Annotated in this window: 13 protein-coding genes; 5 read left to right on the forward strand and 8 right to left on the reverse strand. The window is 54.7% G+C overall.

Annotated elements, in window-relative coordinates; all coding sequences use genetic code 11:
* Positions 1-89 precede the first annotated feature (89 nt).
* The 3 genes from HG15A2_RS19775 to HG15A2_RS19785 form a co-directional block, all read right to left on the reverse strand.
* Positions 90-1,394, reverse strand: a complete 1,305-nt coding sequence (locus HG15A2_RS19775) for a PEP-CTERM sorting domain-containing protein (protein ID WP_218932117.1) — start codon at positions 1,392-1,394, stop codon at positions 90-92.
* A gap of 85 nt (positions 1,395-1,479) precedes the next feature.
* Positions 1,480-2,460 (reverse strand): DUF1559 family PulG-like putative transporter, encoded by a 981-nt coding sequence (locus HG15A2_RS19780; protein WP_145062569.1) that lies wholly within the window; start codon positions 2,458-2,460, stop codon positions 1,480-1,482.
* 104 nt (positions 2,461-2,564) lie between these two features.
* Positions 2,565-4,994, reverse strand: a complete 2,430-nt coding sequence (locus tag HG15A2_RS19785; protein WP_145062571.1) for a hypothetical protein — start codon at positions 4,992-4,994, stop codon at positions 2,565-2,567.
* Between the two features lie 564 nt (positions 4,995-5,558).
* Here HG15A2_RS19785 and HG15A2_RS19790 point away from each other — a divergent pair.
* A complete protein-coding gene (locus HG15A2_RS19790; RefSeq protein WP_145062573.1) occupies positions 5,559-7,046 on the forward strand; it encodes a sulfatase family protein in 1,488 nt (495 codons plus the stop codon).
* Between the two features lie 9 nt (positions 7,047-7,055).
* On the opposite strand, the gene HG15A2_RS19795 is transcribed toward HG15A2_RS19790, so the two are convergent.
* The 3 genes from HG15A2_RS19795 to HG15A2_RS19805 all read right to left on the reverse strand — a co-directional run bounded on the left by HG15A2_RS19795 (position 7,056) and on the right by HG15A2_RS19805 (position 10,590).
* Positions 7,056-8,453: a dockerin type I domain-containing protein gene (locus HG15A2_RS19795; RefSeq protein ID WP_145062575.1), complete on the reverse strand. Its 1,398-nt coding sequence runs from the start codon at positions 8,451-8,453 to the stop codon at positions 7,056-7,058.
* 147 nt (positions 8,454-8,600) lie between these two features.
* Positions 8,601-9,716, reverse strand: a complete 1,116-nt coding sequence (locus tag HG15A2_RS19800; protein ID WP_145062577.1) for a glycerophosphodiester phosphodiesterase — start codon at positions 9,714-9,716, stop codon at positions 8,601-8,603.
* 292 nt (positions 9,717-10,008) lie between these two features.
* Positions 10,009-10,590 (reverse strand): glycerol-3-phosphate responsive antiterminator, encoded by a 582-nt coding sequence (locus HG15A2_RS19805; protein WP_145062579.1) that lies wholly within the window; start codon positions 10,588-10,590, stop codon positions 10,009-10,011.
* A 339-nt stretch (positions 10,591-10,929) separates the two neighbouring features.
* On the opposite strand from HG15A2_RS19805, the gene HG15A2_RS19810 reads away from it, so the two are divergent.
* The 4 genes from HG15A2_RS19810 (at position 10,930) to HG15A2_RS19825 (ending at position 16,281) form a co-directional block, all read left to right on the forward strand.
* Positions 10,930-12,495 carry a glycerol-3-phosphate dehydrogenase/oxidase gene (locus tag HG15A2_RS19810; protein ID WP_145062581.1) on the forward strand — a complete coding sequence of 522 codons (1,566 nt, stop codon included), beginning with the start codon at positions 10,930-10,932 and terminating at the stop codon, positions 12,493-12,495.
* A 46-nt stretch (positions 12,496-12,541) separates the two neighbouring features.
* Positions 12,542-13,312 (forward strand): MIP/aquaporin family protein, encoded by a 771-nt coding sequence (locus tag HG15A2_RS19815; protein ID WP_145062583.1) that lies wholly within the window; start codon positions 12,542-12,544, stop codon positions 13,310-13,312.
* 135 nt (positions 13,313-13,447) lie between these two features.
* Positions 13,448-15,130, forward strand: coding sequence for a family 16 glycosylhydrolase (locus HG15A2_RS19820; RefSeq protein ID WP_218932118.1), 1,683 nt, complete (start codon positions 13,448-13,450; stop codon positions 15,128-15,130).
* Between the two features lie 77 nt (positions 15,131-15,207).
* A complete protein-coding gene (locus HG15A2_RS19825; protein ID WP_145062587.1) occupies positions 15,208-16,281 on the forward strand; it encodes a DUF3500 domain-containing protein in 1,074 nt (357 codons plus the stop codon).
* Between the two features lie 18 nt (positions 16,282-16,299).
* On the opposite strand, the gene HG15A2_RS19830 is transcribed toward HG15A2_RS19825, so the two are convergent.
* Together HG15A2_RS19830 and HG15A2_RS19835 are read right to left on the reverse strand one after the other, a co-directional pair.
* Positions 16,300-16,653, reverse strand: a complete 354-nt coding sequence (locus HG15A2_RS19830) for a cupin domain-containing protein (protein WP_145062589.1) — start codon at positions 16,651-16,653, stop codon at positions 16,300-16,302.
* A gap of 16 nt (positions 16,654-16,669) precedes the next feature.
* On the reverse strand, positions 16,670-17,818 hold the full coding sequence (locus tag HG15A2_RS19835; RefSeq protein WP_145062591.1) for a Gfo/Idh/MocA family protein: 1,149 nt from the start codon (positions 17,816-17,818) through the stop codon (positions 16,670-16,672).
* Between the last annotated feature and the right edge of the window lie 73 nt (positions 17,819-17,891).

Below are 17,891 nucleotides of genomic sequence, written 5' to 3' on the forward strand. Positions count from 1 at the left end.
AACATTATAGGTCAAGACAAAGAAAACCCCCACCGTGGTAGACCACGGTGAGGGCGAAAATCTTGACGAAATTTTAGCATCCTTCAACACTAGCTACGTAGCGAACGTCTCCGTAGTCCTAGGACTCCGACAGCGCTCATTAGCAGCAGCACCGACGAAGGCTCGGGCACTTGCACCCGAAAGAGCTCAAATGTTCCATCAGTTCGAGAGTCAGCGTGATAGTAAACAAATCTGCTATCTGAGCTGAAGGAAATTTTATCGACTCCTGAACCAACATCGGAACCCGGGTGATTCAAGGTGTGGTTTTGAACCGAGGGAGTACCACCTGTGATCGGGATAACGTACAGCTCATTGACACCGTTGGTGTTCAAGTCGCCCGCGAAGGCAATTTTAGTTCCATCGGGGCTGATCTTGAAAAAGCCGGCGTCGAGATCGACATCCGTGTTCGACGGAAGTAGCGGAGTGGCGTTGCCGCCGGCAATTGGCAGGCTATAAAGCTCGTCAACTCCGTCGGTGGTGAGATCGCCTCGGAAGATAATTGTCTGCTGATCCGGGGTCACAGCCATGAAGTCGATATCTCCTACGAAATCGTTAACCGGATCGGGAAAGTTGGAGATGAGAATAGGTGTCGGAGTTGCAGCCGTGGAGCCATCGGCAGCCGTGCGATAGAACGCATCCTCGGGCGTGCCGTTGCCTGCACCTAGCACTGGCGAACTGAAACCAGAGAAAACGATGTCAGAACCGACTTGGGCATAACTACCTGTGTCAATTTCTGAAATATCGTGCTGGATTAGATCAGGTCCAACCAAAATACCTACCGTAGGATTGAGCACCGTAGCAGGCTGCGGTCCCACACCTGGGAACGAAGTTACGAACAACGATTTGGTATCGGAGAAGAACAGGGAGTTGCCATCAGAGCTGACCTGCTGATCGTAGGCGTTGACCCTGCCGCTAGTGAGCATCGTAACAGCCTGCGACCCACTGGCCGGAGCTAAGTAAAGCTCGTTTTCCAGTGTGGGATCGTTAATATCCTCTTCATAGCGGATGACCACGTTCAACCCGTCTGGTGTCCAAGCAATGCCGCCGTCAACGTCTCCGACGCCAGCTGGATTGATCTTTACTGCCGTGCCACCACCAATGGGTGCCACCCACGCCTGGTCATCGACCGTAAGCGGACCATCTGGGGCCTCATTCAACGAGCCAACAAATGCTATCTGCGTGCCGTCCGGTGAGATAGCGAATTCCTCGAAGTCGCCGACCGCTACAGCGGGATTGAAATTAATCACAATCGCACTGGCGTCGCCTGCCAAAATGGCGATCAAACTCAAGGCAACGACAGTTGCTGTGGGGATTTTGTTTTGCAACAGAATCCTCGAACTCTTCAAAACATTCATTAGAACTACTCCTCCCAAAAGGTTAAAAAAACCAAAAAGCATTCCGCTAGTAAACTACTATTTGAATGCGAACGACAATCAATCTTTAAGGGTAATCAGTGACAATTTCTTCCCCAGCTCTGCTGTGCAGGGCTGCAAATACGACGGGGTCAAGATCCTCTTGAATGAAATGTACCGAGCCATCTCCATAGCAGAAGTTGGCTCCTGAAGTGTGGAAACTGTAAATCTCCTCCTCATTGGTACAGTTCATCAGTGCCGTCTCACCGCAGGCTCTACTGCCTCCTACCGACATAAAATTACTGCGGTCTGCCCAGCTTATGCCCTGTGTGTTCGGAGCATTGCCCGTGTCGACTCCGTTTTTGTAGATTAGCGGGCGACCCGCATCCTCGAACAGCATGAACGAGTTGGACAAACCGTCGGTGACATAACGCATCTTTGTAGGGTCAAAATCGTCAACCCGGTCAATCTGCTTGAAACCCCGCGCGTAAGGGTGCAAAATGCTCGCCCACTTTGTTTCTACATCATCGGTTACGCCTAGGTCCATTAGCAGAGCATGGGCAAAGGGAGGGCTCTTATTGATGTTAACCGAGACTAGATAGTCCGTCGTATTCTCAACGAGGCGCTCCCCCACGGAAGGGCATTTCATTACCGGCATGGGTGTCTGAACATGCTCCCAGTTCGTCGAGCCGTCCGGATTGGGTTGAACCTTTTCATCCCAGTCGAGCTTCAAGTAGATCCGCTCCGCCATATTGCCTTGCTCAACAAATGGCAGCACAAAAGTCATGAGGCTGTGCTCCCAGCGAATCTGTCGCCCGTTGATCGCCTCCTTTTCAGTATAGGCAGGGGGGAATTCGCCTCTCTGTTCTTCATACAGCAGGCACGCTAGCCCAACCTGGCGCATCTGATTGACACACGCCGCACGCCGCGAGGCTTCGCGAGCCGCTTGAACAGCAGGGAGTAACAGACCCACCAAGACGCCGATGATGGCAATCACCACCAACAACTCCACGAGGGTGAAGCCCTGATTAGCGCGATCAAAGTGTTGCTTCGGTCTATTGAGTGTCATGTCGAATCCCTTGCTATCCTCGAAACTTGTTTGCAAGCCGAGAATAATGACGTGTGAAAAATAATGACCAGTGGTATCAAAACGATTAGATAAGCAGTTGGGTATCAGGAGCGATTGGTCTTGCGAGTTGAAGTTGCGGAAAAGATGAACATCACTAACCCGCACAGCAGCGCGGAAGACGGCTCAGGAACCATGCTGGTTGAAGCAACAGCAGAGTTGTCAGTCCCGTAATTGCTCTGAATGTCAGCTAGTACCGAAGCGTCGTAAGTCCCGGGAAATCCTCTTTGGAATTCGAGAAAGTCTGCTCCGTCTACTTTCAGATCAGCGTTCAGGTCTCCATCGAGCCCCGCGCCTGCCAGTTGCAAATCGTCTACGAAGTCGATAAAAGCAAACGAGAAGGCGGTATCTTCCAGTCCGTCGACAGAAGGCGTTGCGAAGGAGTCGATGCCCAGAATGCGAAAGTTATCGCCGTCTTTCACATAGGACATAATATTGTCGTCGTCGTTACCTTCGCTAACTGAGTTGAGCAAAAGCATGCCTTGCTCATTGGTCTTACCGGCGACCACAAGGATGTATTCGCCCTCATCGTCCCTCGTAAGAGTGAAGCCTGCAGGGGCGGTTGAATTAACAATCGTACCGTCGGCGTTCACGCGACCGGCGACCAAGTTCTCGGCATCGTAAGGCAAGTAAACGTAGTTGGCTCCGTCCGACGCATCGGTTGGGTTACTTTCCGCATCTTTGTCATAGTCTTTCACATGAATGTCCCATGAGCCATCGGTTTTCGAGGTGACGGTAGCAAAGTTATTATCATTTCCCCACGCGGTAGCCATAAGCACACCGTCGGTCTGAGAATCCACGTCAGCAATAGTTACGCCGATACGACCAATGGTGTTGTTGGAATCGACTGCGGTACCGGTCTCGAAGCCCGAGTCGGCACCAAAGAAAGCAACAGCCACGTTGATGTTATGTTCTTCGCCACTGAGAAATGACGAGGTGGAAACACTCCACAGGTTGCCGCCATCATGGGTGGTGTCTGCAATGCCGTAGCTCTTGTCGCCGAGAAAGCCCGTGTTGTCTCGAACTCCCTGAGTGACGGTAGCCAACATAACCCCGTCGCCCACGGCTAGTTCGGCACCATCAACGTAGAAGTTGAGGTCGCCGCGATTGGAGCCGATGCCAGACACGTTGATTCCCGTGCTCGACTGGGGGACGACTGCAAGCGTGGCATCTGAGGCATTGAGCCCAATGTCAGATGGTAAAGCAGTAACCTCTGTGTTCCAGCCCATGACTCTGCTGCGGCTGAAACCGGTAAGCGTGGACAGGGCGGGAATGGCACCTGGTCCGGTGGGGCCGCCAGTGAATGGAACGAACGCTAGATCGAAGTAGGTGCCGCGGGCGGCATCCTGCCCTTGCGGGAAGCTATCGGCGATCCCCCCCGTTTTTCCATCAATGGGATCGCTGTTGCTAATATCCTCGGAGAGAACGACCCAATCAGTTCCATTGCTGTGAGGTGCAAAGCTTGGCAGATTGTCTGTGCTGGGCCCACCGCTCGGGTTTCCTCCCAGGTCGTCGTGAGAACCGTGCTGATTGATGAGTAGCGACCCGCTCGTTGGCGTGTGGCCTGCGATCGACAAGCGGAAACGCCCTTGTGCTTCGCGTACCATCGTGACCGCGTTGCCGCTAGAAATCAGTACCTCAGCTGGTTCATTCGCGTTGCCCGTATGAACTCTCGCGAGTGACATATTTGGCGTTCCGAGTGGGAGAAACACAAAAGAAGAGTTATCGCCCGCTTGGCGGATCGGAGCATTGAACTGGCTATTCTCGTCGCTAACCGTGCTCTGCAAGGTAAAGGCAGAACCATCGCTCATCTGGCTCACCGATGCAAAAACCTTGTTATCTTCGCCTGAATTTGCCAAGAAAATGCCCTGGCGCCGTGTGTCCGTGACACCAGGGATGGTGATCACTGACAAGCCACTTTCTGGCGTCGTGCCACCATCGAGAGAGTCTTGCTGAATGTCTGCAGCGGTCATCCCGTTGAGCACAAACTCGTTAAAGGCAGTACCACCGTTTGAGTAAACGTTTCCGCCCACCCAGCCCTCGCTGAAGGGGAAGTAGATGGCATTAAGGTTGGAATCTAGCGAACCATTGTTGGGGAGCGTTGTACCAGGAGCATCGATGCCCGCTTTGCGAGTCGTTAGCGAGAGACTGCCGCTCGGGTCACGCACTACTGAGGACGAGGACCAGAGTGTCTCGGAACCAACAGTGCGACCCAATTCGCCGACCGACCCGAGCAGAATGCCATTGGCAGCATCGTCGGATGCAGAGGGCCCGATCTGGACCGGCACAACACCGGTGGTCCCATTGCCGACGACCGAGAAACCGCTCGTCGATTGGCCCGCTGGAATGCTGACCGTTCCGCTCGCGCTAACTTGGATGTTGGCATTCTCGACTGCCTTGGCAACTTGGAAGCCGCTCGCCATAGAAGCGAGAGCAAAAACGACGGCTAGCGATATCGATCTCAAAGGCGAGTACATGGGTTATCTCAACACCTGAAGGGCTAATGTGATGCAGAATGAAGTAAAATATTTCGCTAGGCACCATCGAGTTTTGACATTTGGAGGGAACCTTTCCCAACGGCCGAAACTCTGGTGCTAGCGTAGATCATCTTGATGGGCGTTCGCCCAAATGTTAGGAGAGGCCGGTGAAGGTCTCATGAAGAGTAATCGATTAGCTTTCCGCGGACATTTTTGGCACGAAAAAAGGCTCCACGGATCAACCGTGGAGCCTTCTCGTTATCTCTGGGCTCTCAGGATGCTTTGTGCCGAAATCGTCAGCACGAGCAAAATCGTTTTGTTACTACTACAACCACACTAAAGCCTACAGTTGTCCCTGTCAACTGTTTTGTAAAAGTAGATTTCTTCACATCGCGCAACAGCAGACTCCACAACGACTTGCAGAGTCCAGGGACACCTTGGTAATTTCCAGCAGACTACCGCGACACATCGATTTGCGATACTTTGCGAGCCGGAGTGGACCTTGTCAGTGATATTAAATCGCTCTTCTCTTTCACCGCCACTTTTCCAAGCGAAGGATAGCAAATGTCCGCACTTTCTCACCTTTACCCCGCCGCCAGACTCCCGTTCGCCCGCTTAGCGTTGAAATGCGGTTTCAAAATTACAGCCGCCTTGACGGTCGTGACATTGCTCATTTCCGCTAGCTTTGCCGCAGAGAAGCCCAACCTAGTGATCATCTTCGCGGACGACCTGGGCTACAACGACCTCGGGTGCTTCGGCGCCGACGAGATCAAGACCCCTGCGATCGATCGCATGGCGAAAGAAGGCCGGCGCTTTACCAACTTCTACGTGGCCGCACCCACATGCACGCCTTCGCGTGCCGCGTTACTCACGGGCTGTTACCCGGTGCGATCTGGGATCGACGACGATGTTGCCGTGACCGCAAGCGGTTGGCGATCACCGAGCCGGGTGGTTCATCCCAACGCACCCTTCGGCCTCGCGCAGGCAGAGGTGACGGTGGCTGAGGTGCTTAAGCAAGCGGGCTACCAGACGGGCATGGTCGGCAAGTGGCACCTGGGCGACGCGGAGCAATTCAACCCCGTTCATCAAGGGTTCGACGAATACTTCGGCGTACCTTACAGCAACGACATGAATCCGTATTACTATCTTCGCGGCACAGAGCGACTGGACGAGGAACTCGAGCGAGATCAGCAGGTAAGGCGTTTTACGGAGGAGTCACTCAGCTTTATTAAGGAGCACAAAGACGGGCCCTTTTTCCTCTACGTTGCCCACGCCATGCCCCACACGCCGCTGGCCGCTTCAGAACAATTTCGCGATAAATCCGAACGTGGTTTGTACGGCGATGCGGTTGCTGAAGTCGATTGGAGCACGGGAGAAATACTGCAAACACTGCGTGACCTGAACCTCGACAAGAACACGCTAGTCATCTTCACCTCTGACAATGGTCCGTGGTTGTCTCAGGCAGAGCACGGCGGAAGTGCCTTCCCGTTTCGTGCCGGCAAAGGCACGACATACGAAGGTGGTATGCGAGTTCCCTGCGTCGTGTGGCAGCCAGGGACAGTGCCTGAAGGAACCGAGTGCAACGAGCTGGCTACCGCTCTGGATGTGATGCCCACGTTCGCCCATTTGGCAGGCGCAGAGCCGCCCAGCGACCGTGTGATTGATGGTCACAATATTACGCCGTTGCTCATGGACGAACCAGGTGCCAAGACCCCCTACGAGTATTTCTACTACTACTTCGGTAACGAACTGCACGCAGTGCGCAGCGGTCGCTGGAAGCTGCGAACGAAGAACAAGATGATCAACGAGAATGTCTACTCCTATCGCGGTGCCAAGGTGAAAGACGTGCCGATTCCTCACGCTCTTTATGATTTACAACGTGATCCCGCCGAACAGAAATCGGTCTTCAAAAACCACCCTGAAATCGTCGAACGATTGCAGGCCGCGCTCGATAGAGCTAGGGAAGATATGGGCGATGCGCTCACGGGGGTAGAGCCTACCAACGTTCGCCCGGTGGGCAAGATTGCCAGTGCCCCAGCGATACCGAAGTAGTCGCTCTAGTTAAGCTTCCACAGCTTTGGGCTCGTACTGGTCACGGCGAGGTAGCCGCTGGCGATGGTTTCCTGCACGTCGGCTTCGGTGCGGCACACGGCGACTGGCAAGTCCGGTAATTGCGAGCACCAGCAGGCTACTAGAGGCTGGTTCGGGAACTGCGAAACTATTGGCGGCAGCTAAGCTGCTTGCATCGTAAGCTGCATGCCAGGCGGCTAGGTCCTGAGCATCGACCTCGCCGTTGCCATCGGCATCTCCTTGGGCGGTGGTAGCTGATGGCGTGTTGAAACCGCGTTGCCATACAAGCAAGTCGATACCGTCGACTTCACCATCGTTATTGAAGTCAGCATCAATTATAGGAGAAATGTACTCCACGTCACCGGTAGTTAGAAACGCCGGATTGCCCGCGATGTGATAGCTAAAGCTCAAATCCTCCTGAACGCCCGCTTTATCGAAATCAAAAGCGTTGCCCAGTGGGATTGAGGTTCCATCTGCAATCGTGCTATCAGCCGTGAGATACGACTCGATCAGCTGGTGCGTGCCAACCCCGCCCGCTTCCTCCCAGCCATTGCCATTACCGGGTGCTCCGTTGCCTTCGTAGTCGCTGTCTTGCAAGCTATTCCAGGCAACTGCGTCCAGAGAGCTGGATGCACTGGTGATTTCATAGGAGTCGATCGCAAAGCTCTGGCCTGAAGTATTTTGGAGCGTTACTTTTCCAGTCGTGGTGCTAACAACGAGCTTGAGCTTGGCAGCCGATGCCCCAGTTTCGCCAAAGCTAAGGTTGTCGATCGCGGATCGCACTCGATTCGCTCCGCCGTCATCGAATTTCAAACGATAGTCTTCGCCCAGCGTGCCGATGAAGTCAAAACTCACCGTATCCATATTGCCTGCGCTCAGTAGCCCAGTTGACCTCGTCTCGACGACCGACATGTCCGAGAGGCGAATCAAGTCGATCGTCCACCCGTAGGGCGCTTCGCTTTGGTCGGTGGCGTTGCCGATCTGGAACGAATGGAGTTCCAACGCAACCGTGGAGCCCACCGTAAATTCGATCGTTGGGTCAGCCGGGGGCTGACCGTTGGACTGGGCGCTGGCATCCACATCGAGCTGAGCAACAGGCACGTCGAAGCCCGCGCCGCCAAACGTACCGGAACTGTGAAACTCCCAGACATTTGAACCGGTTGATCCAGCGGGAGCCCATGTCAAGCCGATGTTGGGTGTCGCACCGGTGCCGTCGGTCGTCACGAAGCCGGGACTATCGCCCGTAACATTGCTGCCGAAAAACTCTCCGATGTCTGAGTTACTGCCGGGCGAAGGGCTTACCGCGAAGTTAATGGTTGTGGCAGGAGCCTGTCCTGAAGAATCGACCAGAGCGATCAGGGCTGCCAATGCGAGGTAAAGAACTTTCATGATACCCTTGCGACGAGTCTTAGATGTTTTTGACAGGTTCAACTTATCACTGCCAGCTCGCCACCACTGGATCTCCAAGGCGAACGTGGAGGCAATAAAGCAAGCTCTTGATAAGCGTCGTGAATGAACAAAGCGACCGTAGAACACTCAGCCGCGGCGGTAAGAGCAGTTGAGGCGGTTCTTTGGTATCCGCAGTGAGAGTCTAGACATTGATGCCGAGTTGCGATGCGTCATCCCGAGTGTTAGAAGTCCCAGCAAGGTTAAGGAAACGGAACTCGGCTCCGGGATGGCTAACAGCGACTGAAAAGCCCCTATTCCGTTTGCTTGCTCGTACAAGAACTTGAATTGAATAAAGTCCGTCAAGTCGTTGTCAAAGTCGAAATCTAAGTCGCCCAGAGCGTGTGCTTGTGAATAGCTCAACCCGGTGAAATCTGCGCCTCGTCCCGCATTGTAAACGAGCCAATCGGAAACGTCCAAAGTGCCATCCTCATTCAAGTCTGCCCATTCCGATGTATAGGTGACGATCTCATAGAGTATTTCAGGCCGATTGGTAGTAATGCCATCGACTCCGTAGTCGATTAATTGTCGCATGCGGCTCACATCGTCGACGGTGTAGACCACGAGCTCTAAATCGTTCGCGTGGACTAAGTCCACCGTCGCCTGACTAATCAAGTTGTGCGACCAGTCCAGGAAGTCGGCCCCCTGGGATTTCACGGTATCGATCACCGTTTGATCGATCGTGCCAGCCCCCAACGCACCGAGATTGTAAGTAGGGTCTAGAGCGTTTAAGTCGTTCAGGAAACTCCAGCTGAAGGAAATAACCCGAAACTCGGTAGTTCCGATCCCAATTTGTACGAACTCGTTGTGATAATTTACTGCAGATCCTGCCTTCCTCTCGACCACGGGTTCAACTTCCGAGGTGACGGACTCACTAATAGCTTCCGCTAGCGTTGGCACCGGCTCTCCTGCATACGCAGGAGAAAACCAGGACCCCGCATCTAATGCCTGCAGTTCTGCTAGAGTCTTCCCAGCAACTAAACCCGTGCCATTGGTCGTACGATCAACCGTGCTGTCGTGCATGAGGACCAGCTTTCCATCGGCCGAAACCCGCACGTCGAACTCCGCTAGATCTGCCTTGGCGGCCGACGATTCGATGGCAGCGAGAGTGTTTTCAGGTGCGCTCGTCGAATCGCCACGATGGGCTAATACCAGCGTTCTGCCCCCCGCTGAAGGCATCCCTGCAACGTATGCGAGTGTAACCACAGCCAAGCAGAAAAAATGTTCTCGATAGCGATTTTCGGTATGCAACTGAACCACCCCTACTGAGCCTAAGGTTTGATAGAACTAAGGTTATGGAAATTGTTTCATCTAAGAGTGTAGATAGACGAGTATTGGTGTCGCCCCTCATAAATTGGATCCACAGGTCGGCGCTGTTGGCAGATCAAGGCGGCTCGGATTTTGTTCGGTTTCCTATGGCAGTTCGTAGTTCACCCGCCAGTTGCTGACTCGCACTTACGACCGCTGGCAACCAAGGCCTCGCCAGTTCTGCGCGCTTCTACACATTTATTTCCCACAGCTTTGGGCTAGTACTGGTCACGGCGAGGTAGCCGCTGGCGATGGTTTCCTGCACGTCGGCTTCGGTGCGGCACAAACCGCCGGCGATGTGTGGGATGCGCGACTTTTTCATATCCGCGGCAACCTTCACCGCGGCAGCCGCGGGTAAGCACTCCACCACATCGGGCTTTGCCGAGCCGGCAACTTTTAAGCCCCGCTCTAGCGCGCGACTGTCGGAGAGGAAGGTGCGCAAGATAGAAAGCATTCCTAATCGCTTGGCAGCGCGGGTGAGGTGCTGATGCACGGTCACGACGCCATCTATCTTACCAAGACCCGCGAGGTATTCGAGCCCCGCATCGTTGTTCTCTAGGCCAGGAATCAGGTCGATGTGCACGAGCAGGCGCAAGTGATCTAGCGGCGGTTGCTCGAGTGATTCGAGTACCTTGGGGAGCTCGCTGATCGAAGCACCTTGCAAGATCACACAGCTTGCTTTGCACAGGGCGTCATTACCACAGGGGACTTCTGAAAACACAGGGATGACTGGCTTAGAGAAACAACGGTCGATTTGGCTAAAAGTGGGCATAAGCGTCTAAAGTGTCGCGACGAATGACGGGAAAAATTGCGTAACAATAAGTCGAATGTGAGGGAATAGTGTTTGTTACAAGCGGTTTAGGACTCGGGAAATGGGCGATTGTGGAATCATGCCTAATAACCATTCCGTTGACAGCCTAGCAATCACGAGTACACTCGACGAGTAGAAGAACAAAATAAAATCCAGCTCTAACGGCGTGTCGTGTCAAAACTTCCACTGCCGGCTAGTGCACTCAAGTGGCCTAGAGAATAATCGAGAAAGGCCCCGCGGTGTTCCGCGGGGTCTTTCTTTTTGCGCCATGGTAAAGGGACGACGAAGGACATCGCGTCTATGAAAAGCAACAACCCTACCAATATCGATAGCGATCGGCCGCTTGATAGCGAGGTGATCGATCTCCTGGTCGTCGGCGGAGGAATCGTCGGCGCAGGCGTTGCGAGAGACGGTGCGCTTCGCGGACTGAAGACGAAACTCATCGACCAAAACGACTTTGCCTCTGGCACTAGCAGCAAGTCGAGCAGGCTGCTCCATGGAGGCATTCGCTACCTCGCCCAAATGAAAATTGGCTTAGTTCGCGAAGCAAGTCGCGAGAAGACCGTCATCAATCGCATTGCGCCACATCTCTCCGATCCGTTGGCTTTTGTCTTCCCTACCCGACGGAAGTCTCCCTGGTCTTACTGGAAACTCTCCCTGGGGGTGAAACTTTACGACTGGCTGTGTGGCGGGAAAAACCTGGGCAAGAGCCGCTCACTGAATGTCGCCTCTACGCTCAAGTTGTTACCTAATCTCGATCAGCAAAACCTGACTGGCTCTGTCCGCTACTACGACGGACTAACCAACGATGCGCGTTTGGTGCTCGACACACTGCGCTCTGCCGCGGCCAGTGGTGCTGAGATTGCAAACTACACGCGCTTCGTTGATGCCTCTTACGAAAATGACCTTTGGACGTGTCAAATCCAAGAACAACATTCTGACGGGACGAGTAGCTCTGGCGAAATCAGGGCAAGATGTGTGGTCAATGCGACGGGCCCCTGGTCGCACCGGCTACCCAATTCAGAAACTTCTTTACGACTCACCAAGGGAGTTCACCTCGTCATCGACAAGACGAAACTACCCGTGCCCGATGCCGTCGTTGTTGCCGAGGGAGAGCGTATTCTGTTCGCAATCCCTTGGGGCGAGCGGGTGATACTCGGTACGACCGACACCGACTACGATGGGCCTATCGGTGCCCCGACTTGCACAACAGAAGATCAGCAGTACGTATTGGATGCGATCAACCGAGCGTTTCCAGTAGCAAACTTGGTAGCTGCAGATGTGATTAGCACGTGGGCCGGTCTCCGGCCCTTGGTAGCCGACAAACGCGGCAACCCTTCAGATATCTCACGCCGCCACGAAGTGGCGATGAGTCACCCCGGTTGGTGGGATGTTACCGGCGGCAAGCTCACCACGTATCGGCTAATGGGCGAAGAGACGATTGACCAGATTCTCCAGCATTTAGAATTGGGCAAGAAAGAGTGTGCAACGGCCAGCACGCCTTTGCTCGAAGAAAAGCTGGTTGCCGCACACAGTGGCAACTTGAGTGGCATTCTGCCGCCAGAAGTTTCCGCAGAAGCAGTCCGACACTATTGCCAAGAGGAATGGGCCCAGCATCTTGATGATGTTATGATTCGCCGGACCAGTTGGCGCTATTACCACCGAGAGCACCTGAAAATTGCCGAGCAAGTCGCCCAGTGGATGGGTGAAGCACTCCATTGGGGCAGCGATCGAATCCAACAGGAGCTAAACTACTACCGCGCCGCGACTACGAACTCAACAAGCGGCCAAATAATTCCTCGGCCTCACTTTGCAGAACTCGTGAGCCAAGCAACTCAGCGAACTCATGTAGCAGTTAAACCTTAGCGGGCAGCTATCAAATCACCAACCTCTTCTCGATTCTCTTCTCATCATGCACCCGTATCTTGCTGAGTTCATTGGCACGCTGATTCTCATTCTGCTTGGCAACGGTGTAGTCGCCAATGTCGTGCTCAACAAGACCAAGGGCAATGACAGCGGTTGGATTGTCATCACTTTTGGTTGGGGCATGGGAGTGTTCGTAGCCGTGTGGTGTGTTGGCTCTGCAAGTGGCGCGCACATCAACCCGGCAGTCACCGTTGCGTTGGCCATGGTCGACAACGATTTCACTTGGGCGAGTGTGCCCGGCTACGTGATCGCGCAAATGCTCGGTGGCATTGCTGGTGGTGCCCTCGTGTATCTGGTTTATCGCGACCACTACGCCGTCACCGAAAGTGGCGATGCCAAGCTTGCCACTTTCGCAACGGCACCTGAAATTCGCAACACCACAAACAACTTCATCAGTGAAGCTATCGGAACCTTTGTCCTGGTGTTCGCCGTGTTGTTGGCTGTAGATCCATTGCTGTTTGCGGAGCTGCCTCTTTCTGGGGGCGCAGCTGCTGAAGGCGCAAAGAGCATGAAGCTGGGGCTCGGTGCGCTGGGCGCACTGCCCGTTGGGCTTTTAGTATTTTCAATCGGCCTCTCGCTGGGCGGAACAACCGGCTACGCGATCAACCCGGCGCGCGACCTGGGGCCACGGATTGCCCATGCGATCTTGCCCGTTCCCAACAAACGTGACAGCGATTGGTCCTACGCTTGGATTCCGGTTGTGGGTCCACTAGCAGGTGCAGCGCTGGCGGCGGTTCTCTATACTGCTATTGCTTAGCCGTTTCATAAGATTGGACGATGCAGGGCTAGTCTAACGAGTCGATTGCCTCACGGTGCGAGCACCGCGGCGAAATGTAAGATGACCTTGCTACACGCACTTTTGGAGCGCCCTCGTAAGGCCGAATCTCTCAGCATGCCAACACGTAAGCTAGTTTGTTTCCGAACGCTTTGTTTCCGAACGCACTCCGGCCGACTGCCAGTTTGTCTGTTCCTCTTGTTGCTCGCGATTTGTTTGTCGCTGCCAAGTGGCATGTGCCTAGCCAAGCAGCCCGTTTGGCAACAGGTTTGGGCTGAAGAATTCAACGGCCCGGAACTGGACAAGAGCCAATGGCAGATCGCGGAGACCACGAAGCCACACAACAATGAACAGCAGGCTTATCGTGCGTCGCATGTACGAGTCGAGGATGGGAATCTCGTCCTCAGCGCTACCAACGATTCCTTTGGCGGCAAGCCTTTTAGCTCAGGCAAGGTCGTGAGCATCCAAGAGTGGCGATTCGGACGCTGGGAAGTCCGGGCGAAGTTGCCCAGCACGCGTGGTACTTGGCCGGCGATCTGGATTCTGCCTGACTCAAAAAAATATCGTTGGCCCAGCCAGGGTGAGATCGACATCCTGGAGAACCGCGGCGACTGGCCCCACGTGGTAAGCCATGCGTTCCACTACGGTACGAATCCACCCTACACGCACAAATTCGAATCGTCGCCCTACGAACTGGCGGTCAAAGGCAAGCCGGTCGACTTCCATCAGGGCTACCACACTTACGCGGCAGAGTGGGACAAGGAGGAGATTCGTTTCTTCGTAGACGGAGCCCCCTCGTGGACAGTCACTGATGAGAAACTCGATGGTTTTCTCTCGCATCAAACGGCGCCCATGCAGGTAATTCTTAATCTTGCCGTAGGCGGAGACTACGTGAAAGAAGCCCAGCCCGATGCTACCAGCAATTGGCCACAGCACATGCTAGTTGACTACGTTCGTGTCTTCCAGAGAAACTCGACCAGCAATGAAGCAGCGAGTATAAAAGCCGTTGAAGATGCCCACATTGAATCCCAAACCCGAGCGATGACCTTTAACATTCGCCTTAACACAGAAGACGATAAAGAGAATGCATGGCGACATCGCAGCGAGTTAGTCCTGGATCGCATCAGGCACTTCTCGCCGGACATTCTGGGTCTGCAAGAAGTACTTCCGGAGCAATCTTCTGCCATCGCCGAGACCTTGACTGAGTACAACAGCATTGGTGGCGGGCGCGATGCGGATGGAGGCGGAGAAGCTTCGCCAATTTTGTATCGCCGCTCGCGGTATGAGGTTTTGGCGTCTGGGATGTTCTGGCTGTCGAATACGCCTGAGGAACCGGGCTCGATGACTTGGGGCAATCATTATCCGAGAATCTGCACTTGGGCTCGGCTTTTCGATCGAAACTCTCGTCACCGAGTACTTGCACTCAATACGCACTGGGACCACGAGTCCCAACCGGCACGCTTGAAAGGTGCCAAGGTGATAGCGGAACGACTGAACTCGATCGCCAAACCTGATGAGCCAATCCTGCTTCTTGGCGATTTCAATGTCGGGCCCCAGAACCCGGCTAGGCATGCGCTACAGCAAAATCAATTGCGAGAAGCCTTTCTTCAGGTCCACGATCCTACCGACTCGGTCGGCACCTACCACAATTTCAAAGGCAAGCCGAGCAGCCAGAAGATCGACGCCATACTCGTCAGCGGAAACTGGAAAGTCCTCCAGGCGAATATCGACCAGCATGCTCTCGATGGCCGCTACCCTTCAGACCACTTCCCGGTGACCGCGGTGCTCGAGCTGCAATAGTGCCGCTTGTTGCTTGAGTCTGTACGACCTACGATGATTGGGTGGCTATTCTGCTAACCCGATATCGGAGACTCATCATGCCCCGCCCTGCCCCAATTGCGCGCGCACTCGTTGCGAGCCTAATCCTCACGTACGCGCCATTCGCGTCAGCCCAGCCGACTGCTTCCGACCAGTTCGTATCCGAAGCAAGCCGAATCGTAGGGACGTACGAGCCGAAGTCTCGCGAGCACACGCCCCAAGCGATGGCTGAGGCGGCGCAGCGGTTCCTGGAAACGTTGGACGACGCACAAAGACAGCAGGCGGCGCTTACCTTGGACGATCCCGAACGACGCGAGTGGACCAACCTCCCGGCCCGGTCAGATGCGGGCGGTTTGCAACTGGGGAAATGCAACCAGCAGCAGGTCGAAGCGGCTTGCGATCTCATGGGCACGCTCTTCAGCAAGCAAGGCTACGCGAAAATGTGCCACATCATGCTCGCTGACGATCAATTGCTCAAAGGGGGGCGGGCTCGGTCGGGATTCGGCACCGAAGAGTTCGCCGTGGTGATCTTTGGCACACCCTCGCCCGATACGCCTTGGGCATTTCAACTCGATGGCCATCATGTGGGCGTCAACTTGGCCATCGAAGGGAAGAAGCTGACGATGTCGCCCAGCTTCATCGGCACCCAACCAGAAGCGTATCACCTTGCCGACAAAAAGATCCGCCCGTTCGAAAGGGAAACCGACGGTGCGACCGAGCTCATCAACAGTCTCGATCCCAAGTTACAAGCACAAGCGATCGTGAAGCCCAAGCGTGGCAGGATCAAAACCGGCCCCGGCACTGATGGCAAAGTTCCCGAGGCTGCCGGCGTGTCGTGTGCCGACTTCAGCGATGCTCAAAAAGAGGCGCTCATGAAGCTCATCGCCCAATGGGTCAACGACTTGCCACCCGAGCAAGCAGAGCTACGAATGGAGCAGCTTCGCAAAGAAATCGACCAAATGCACTTCGCCTGGCACGGCCCTACCGCAGCAGGAAGTGACGTTTCCTACGCCATCCAGGGTCCCACGCTCATCATCGAGTACGCCTGCCAAAACCTGGGTGACAAACCGACCGATCACCTGCACTCGATGTACCGCGATCCGACCAACGAGTATGGGAAACAGTTGAAGTAGTAGAAGTGTTGGGGCACCTTAATCAAACCATTCATCAGCCGGATCGAATGCTGGCACGCACACATTGAGTATTTTCAATGGTTTCCCAGGTTCGCTAACGGCCCGGTGCCGGCAGCCGGGGCGGATCAGAACGGCATCGCCGGGCCTGACTGCATGACGATCACCGTCAAGTTCCACAAAGCCGTTGCCTTCAATCACGTAGTAAAACTCCGTCATCGTCTTATGGAAATGCGTGCGTGCGTTCTCCGTGATATCCACTTCGTGCAGCGAAGCGGGGCTCTCCGCCTCTGCAACAAACGCGCGCCGTGCCTTGCCGCACGGGCAAGCAATCGGATCTAAATTTGCGATTTGTGTGATTGAATAGTTCGGCAAAAGCTTCTGGTGCTCCCTAATAATCCACGTCTACCCATTGGCTCGCTTGGTTGCTCTTGAGTACCGCGTCGCAGATGGCGATTTCGTCGTGGCCGTCTTGGAACGTAGCGAAGTCGCCCCCCTTGCGCACGCCGCGGATGAAGCCATACACGTTGCGAAACAGGTTCTTCGGTGCGTCTGGATATGCCTCATTATGCCCACCAGGGTAGTGTGCATATTCGCGTGCTTCCTCATACAGCAAGCTCGGGTCTTTCATCAGCACTTCATTCGGTCCGTCGCGCCGGCCAATCCATAGCTCGTTGGGGCGCTCTTGATCCCAGGCAATGGCCCGCTTCGCGCCGTCGATTTCGTAGAACAGGCGATTCTTCCGACCTGCAGCACACTGATTGACCGTCAACACACCGTGGCAACCATTCTCGAATTCCACGAGGATCGAAGCGTAGTCTTCGGTCTTGATTTCTACGTCTTCCAAGTCCTCTGGCTTGATCTCTTTGCCGGCGTAGGTTTCGACTTCCACCTTGGGGCGCTTGCGCACGGGATGTATCGTTTGCATGTCCGCCATTAGGCGTTTGATTTTCAAGCCGGTCACAAACTGCACCATGTCGCACAAGTGCGACCCGATATCGGCGACCGCGCGAGAGTCGCCGCCAATCTCCGGCTCCAGTCGCCAATTCCAGTCGTTCTCTTGTAGTAGCCAGTCCTGCAGATAACTCCCCTGCACTGCCAACACGCGACCAATGTCGCCACGCTGACACATGGCGCGCGCTTGTTGCACCAGCGGGTTGTAGCGGTAGTTGAAGTTAATCGCGTTTACTTTTCCCGATTCGTTGGCCAGCCGAACCAGTTTTCTTGACTCGGTCGAGTTCATCGCCAGCGGTTTCTCGCTCACGACATGCTTTCCTGCTGCGAGGATCGCCTTGTTCACCTCGAAGTGCAAATGATTCGGCGTGCAATTGTGGACGACCTCAATCTCGGGATCCGCCAGCATGGCGTGGTAGTCGCCGTAGCCTTTAGGAATCGAGAGCTCTGCTGCCTTGGCTTCCGCCGTTGCGTTGTCGCGCTCTGCGACGGCGACCACGTCGATACAACCCACGCGCCGCAACGCTTCCAGATGGGCTGGGCCAATGAATCCGGTGCCGATGATGGCGGCTTTGGTATTGCTCATAGGTTTCGGTACTAAGGTTCGAGGAATAGGGTTATGATGTGCCCAGCAGGAAGTCTGGCTGAGGACGATATAT

This window comes from Adhaeretor mobilis, from assembly GCF_007741515.1.
In the GTDB taxonomy this organism is placed as follows: domain Bacteria; phylum Planctomycetota; class Planctomycetia; order Pirellulales; family Lacipirellulaceae; genus Adhaeretor; species Adhaeretor mobilis.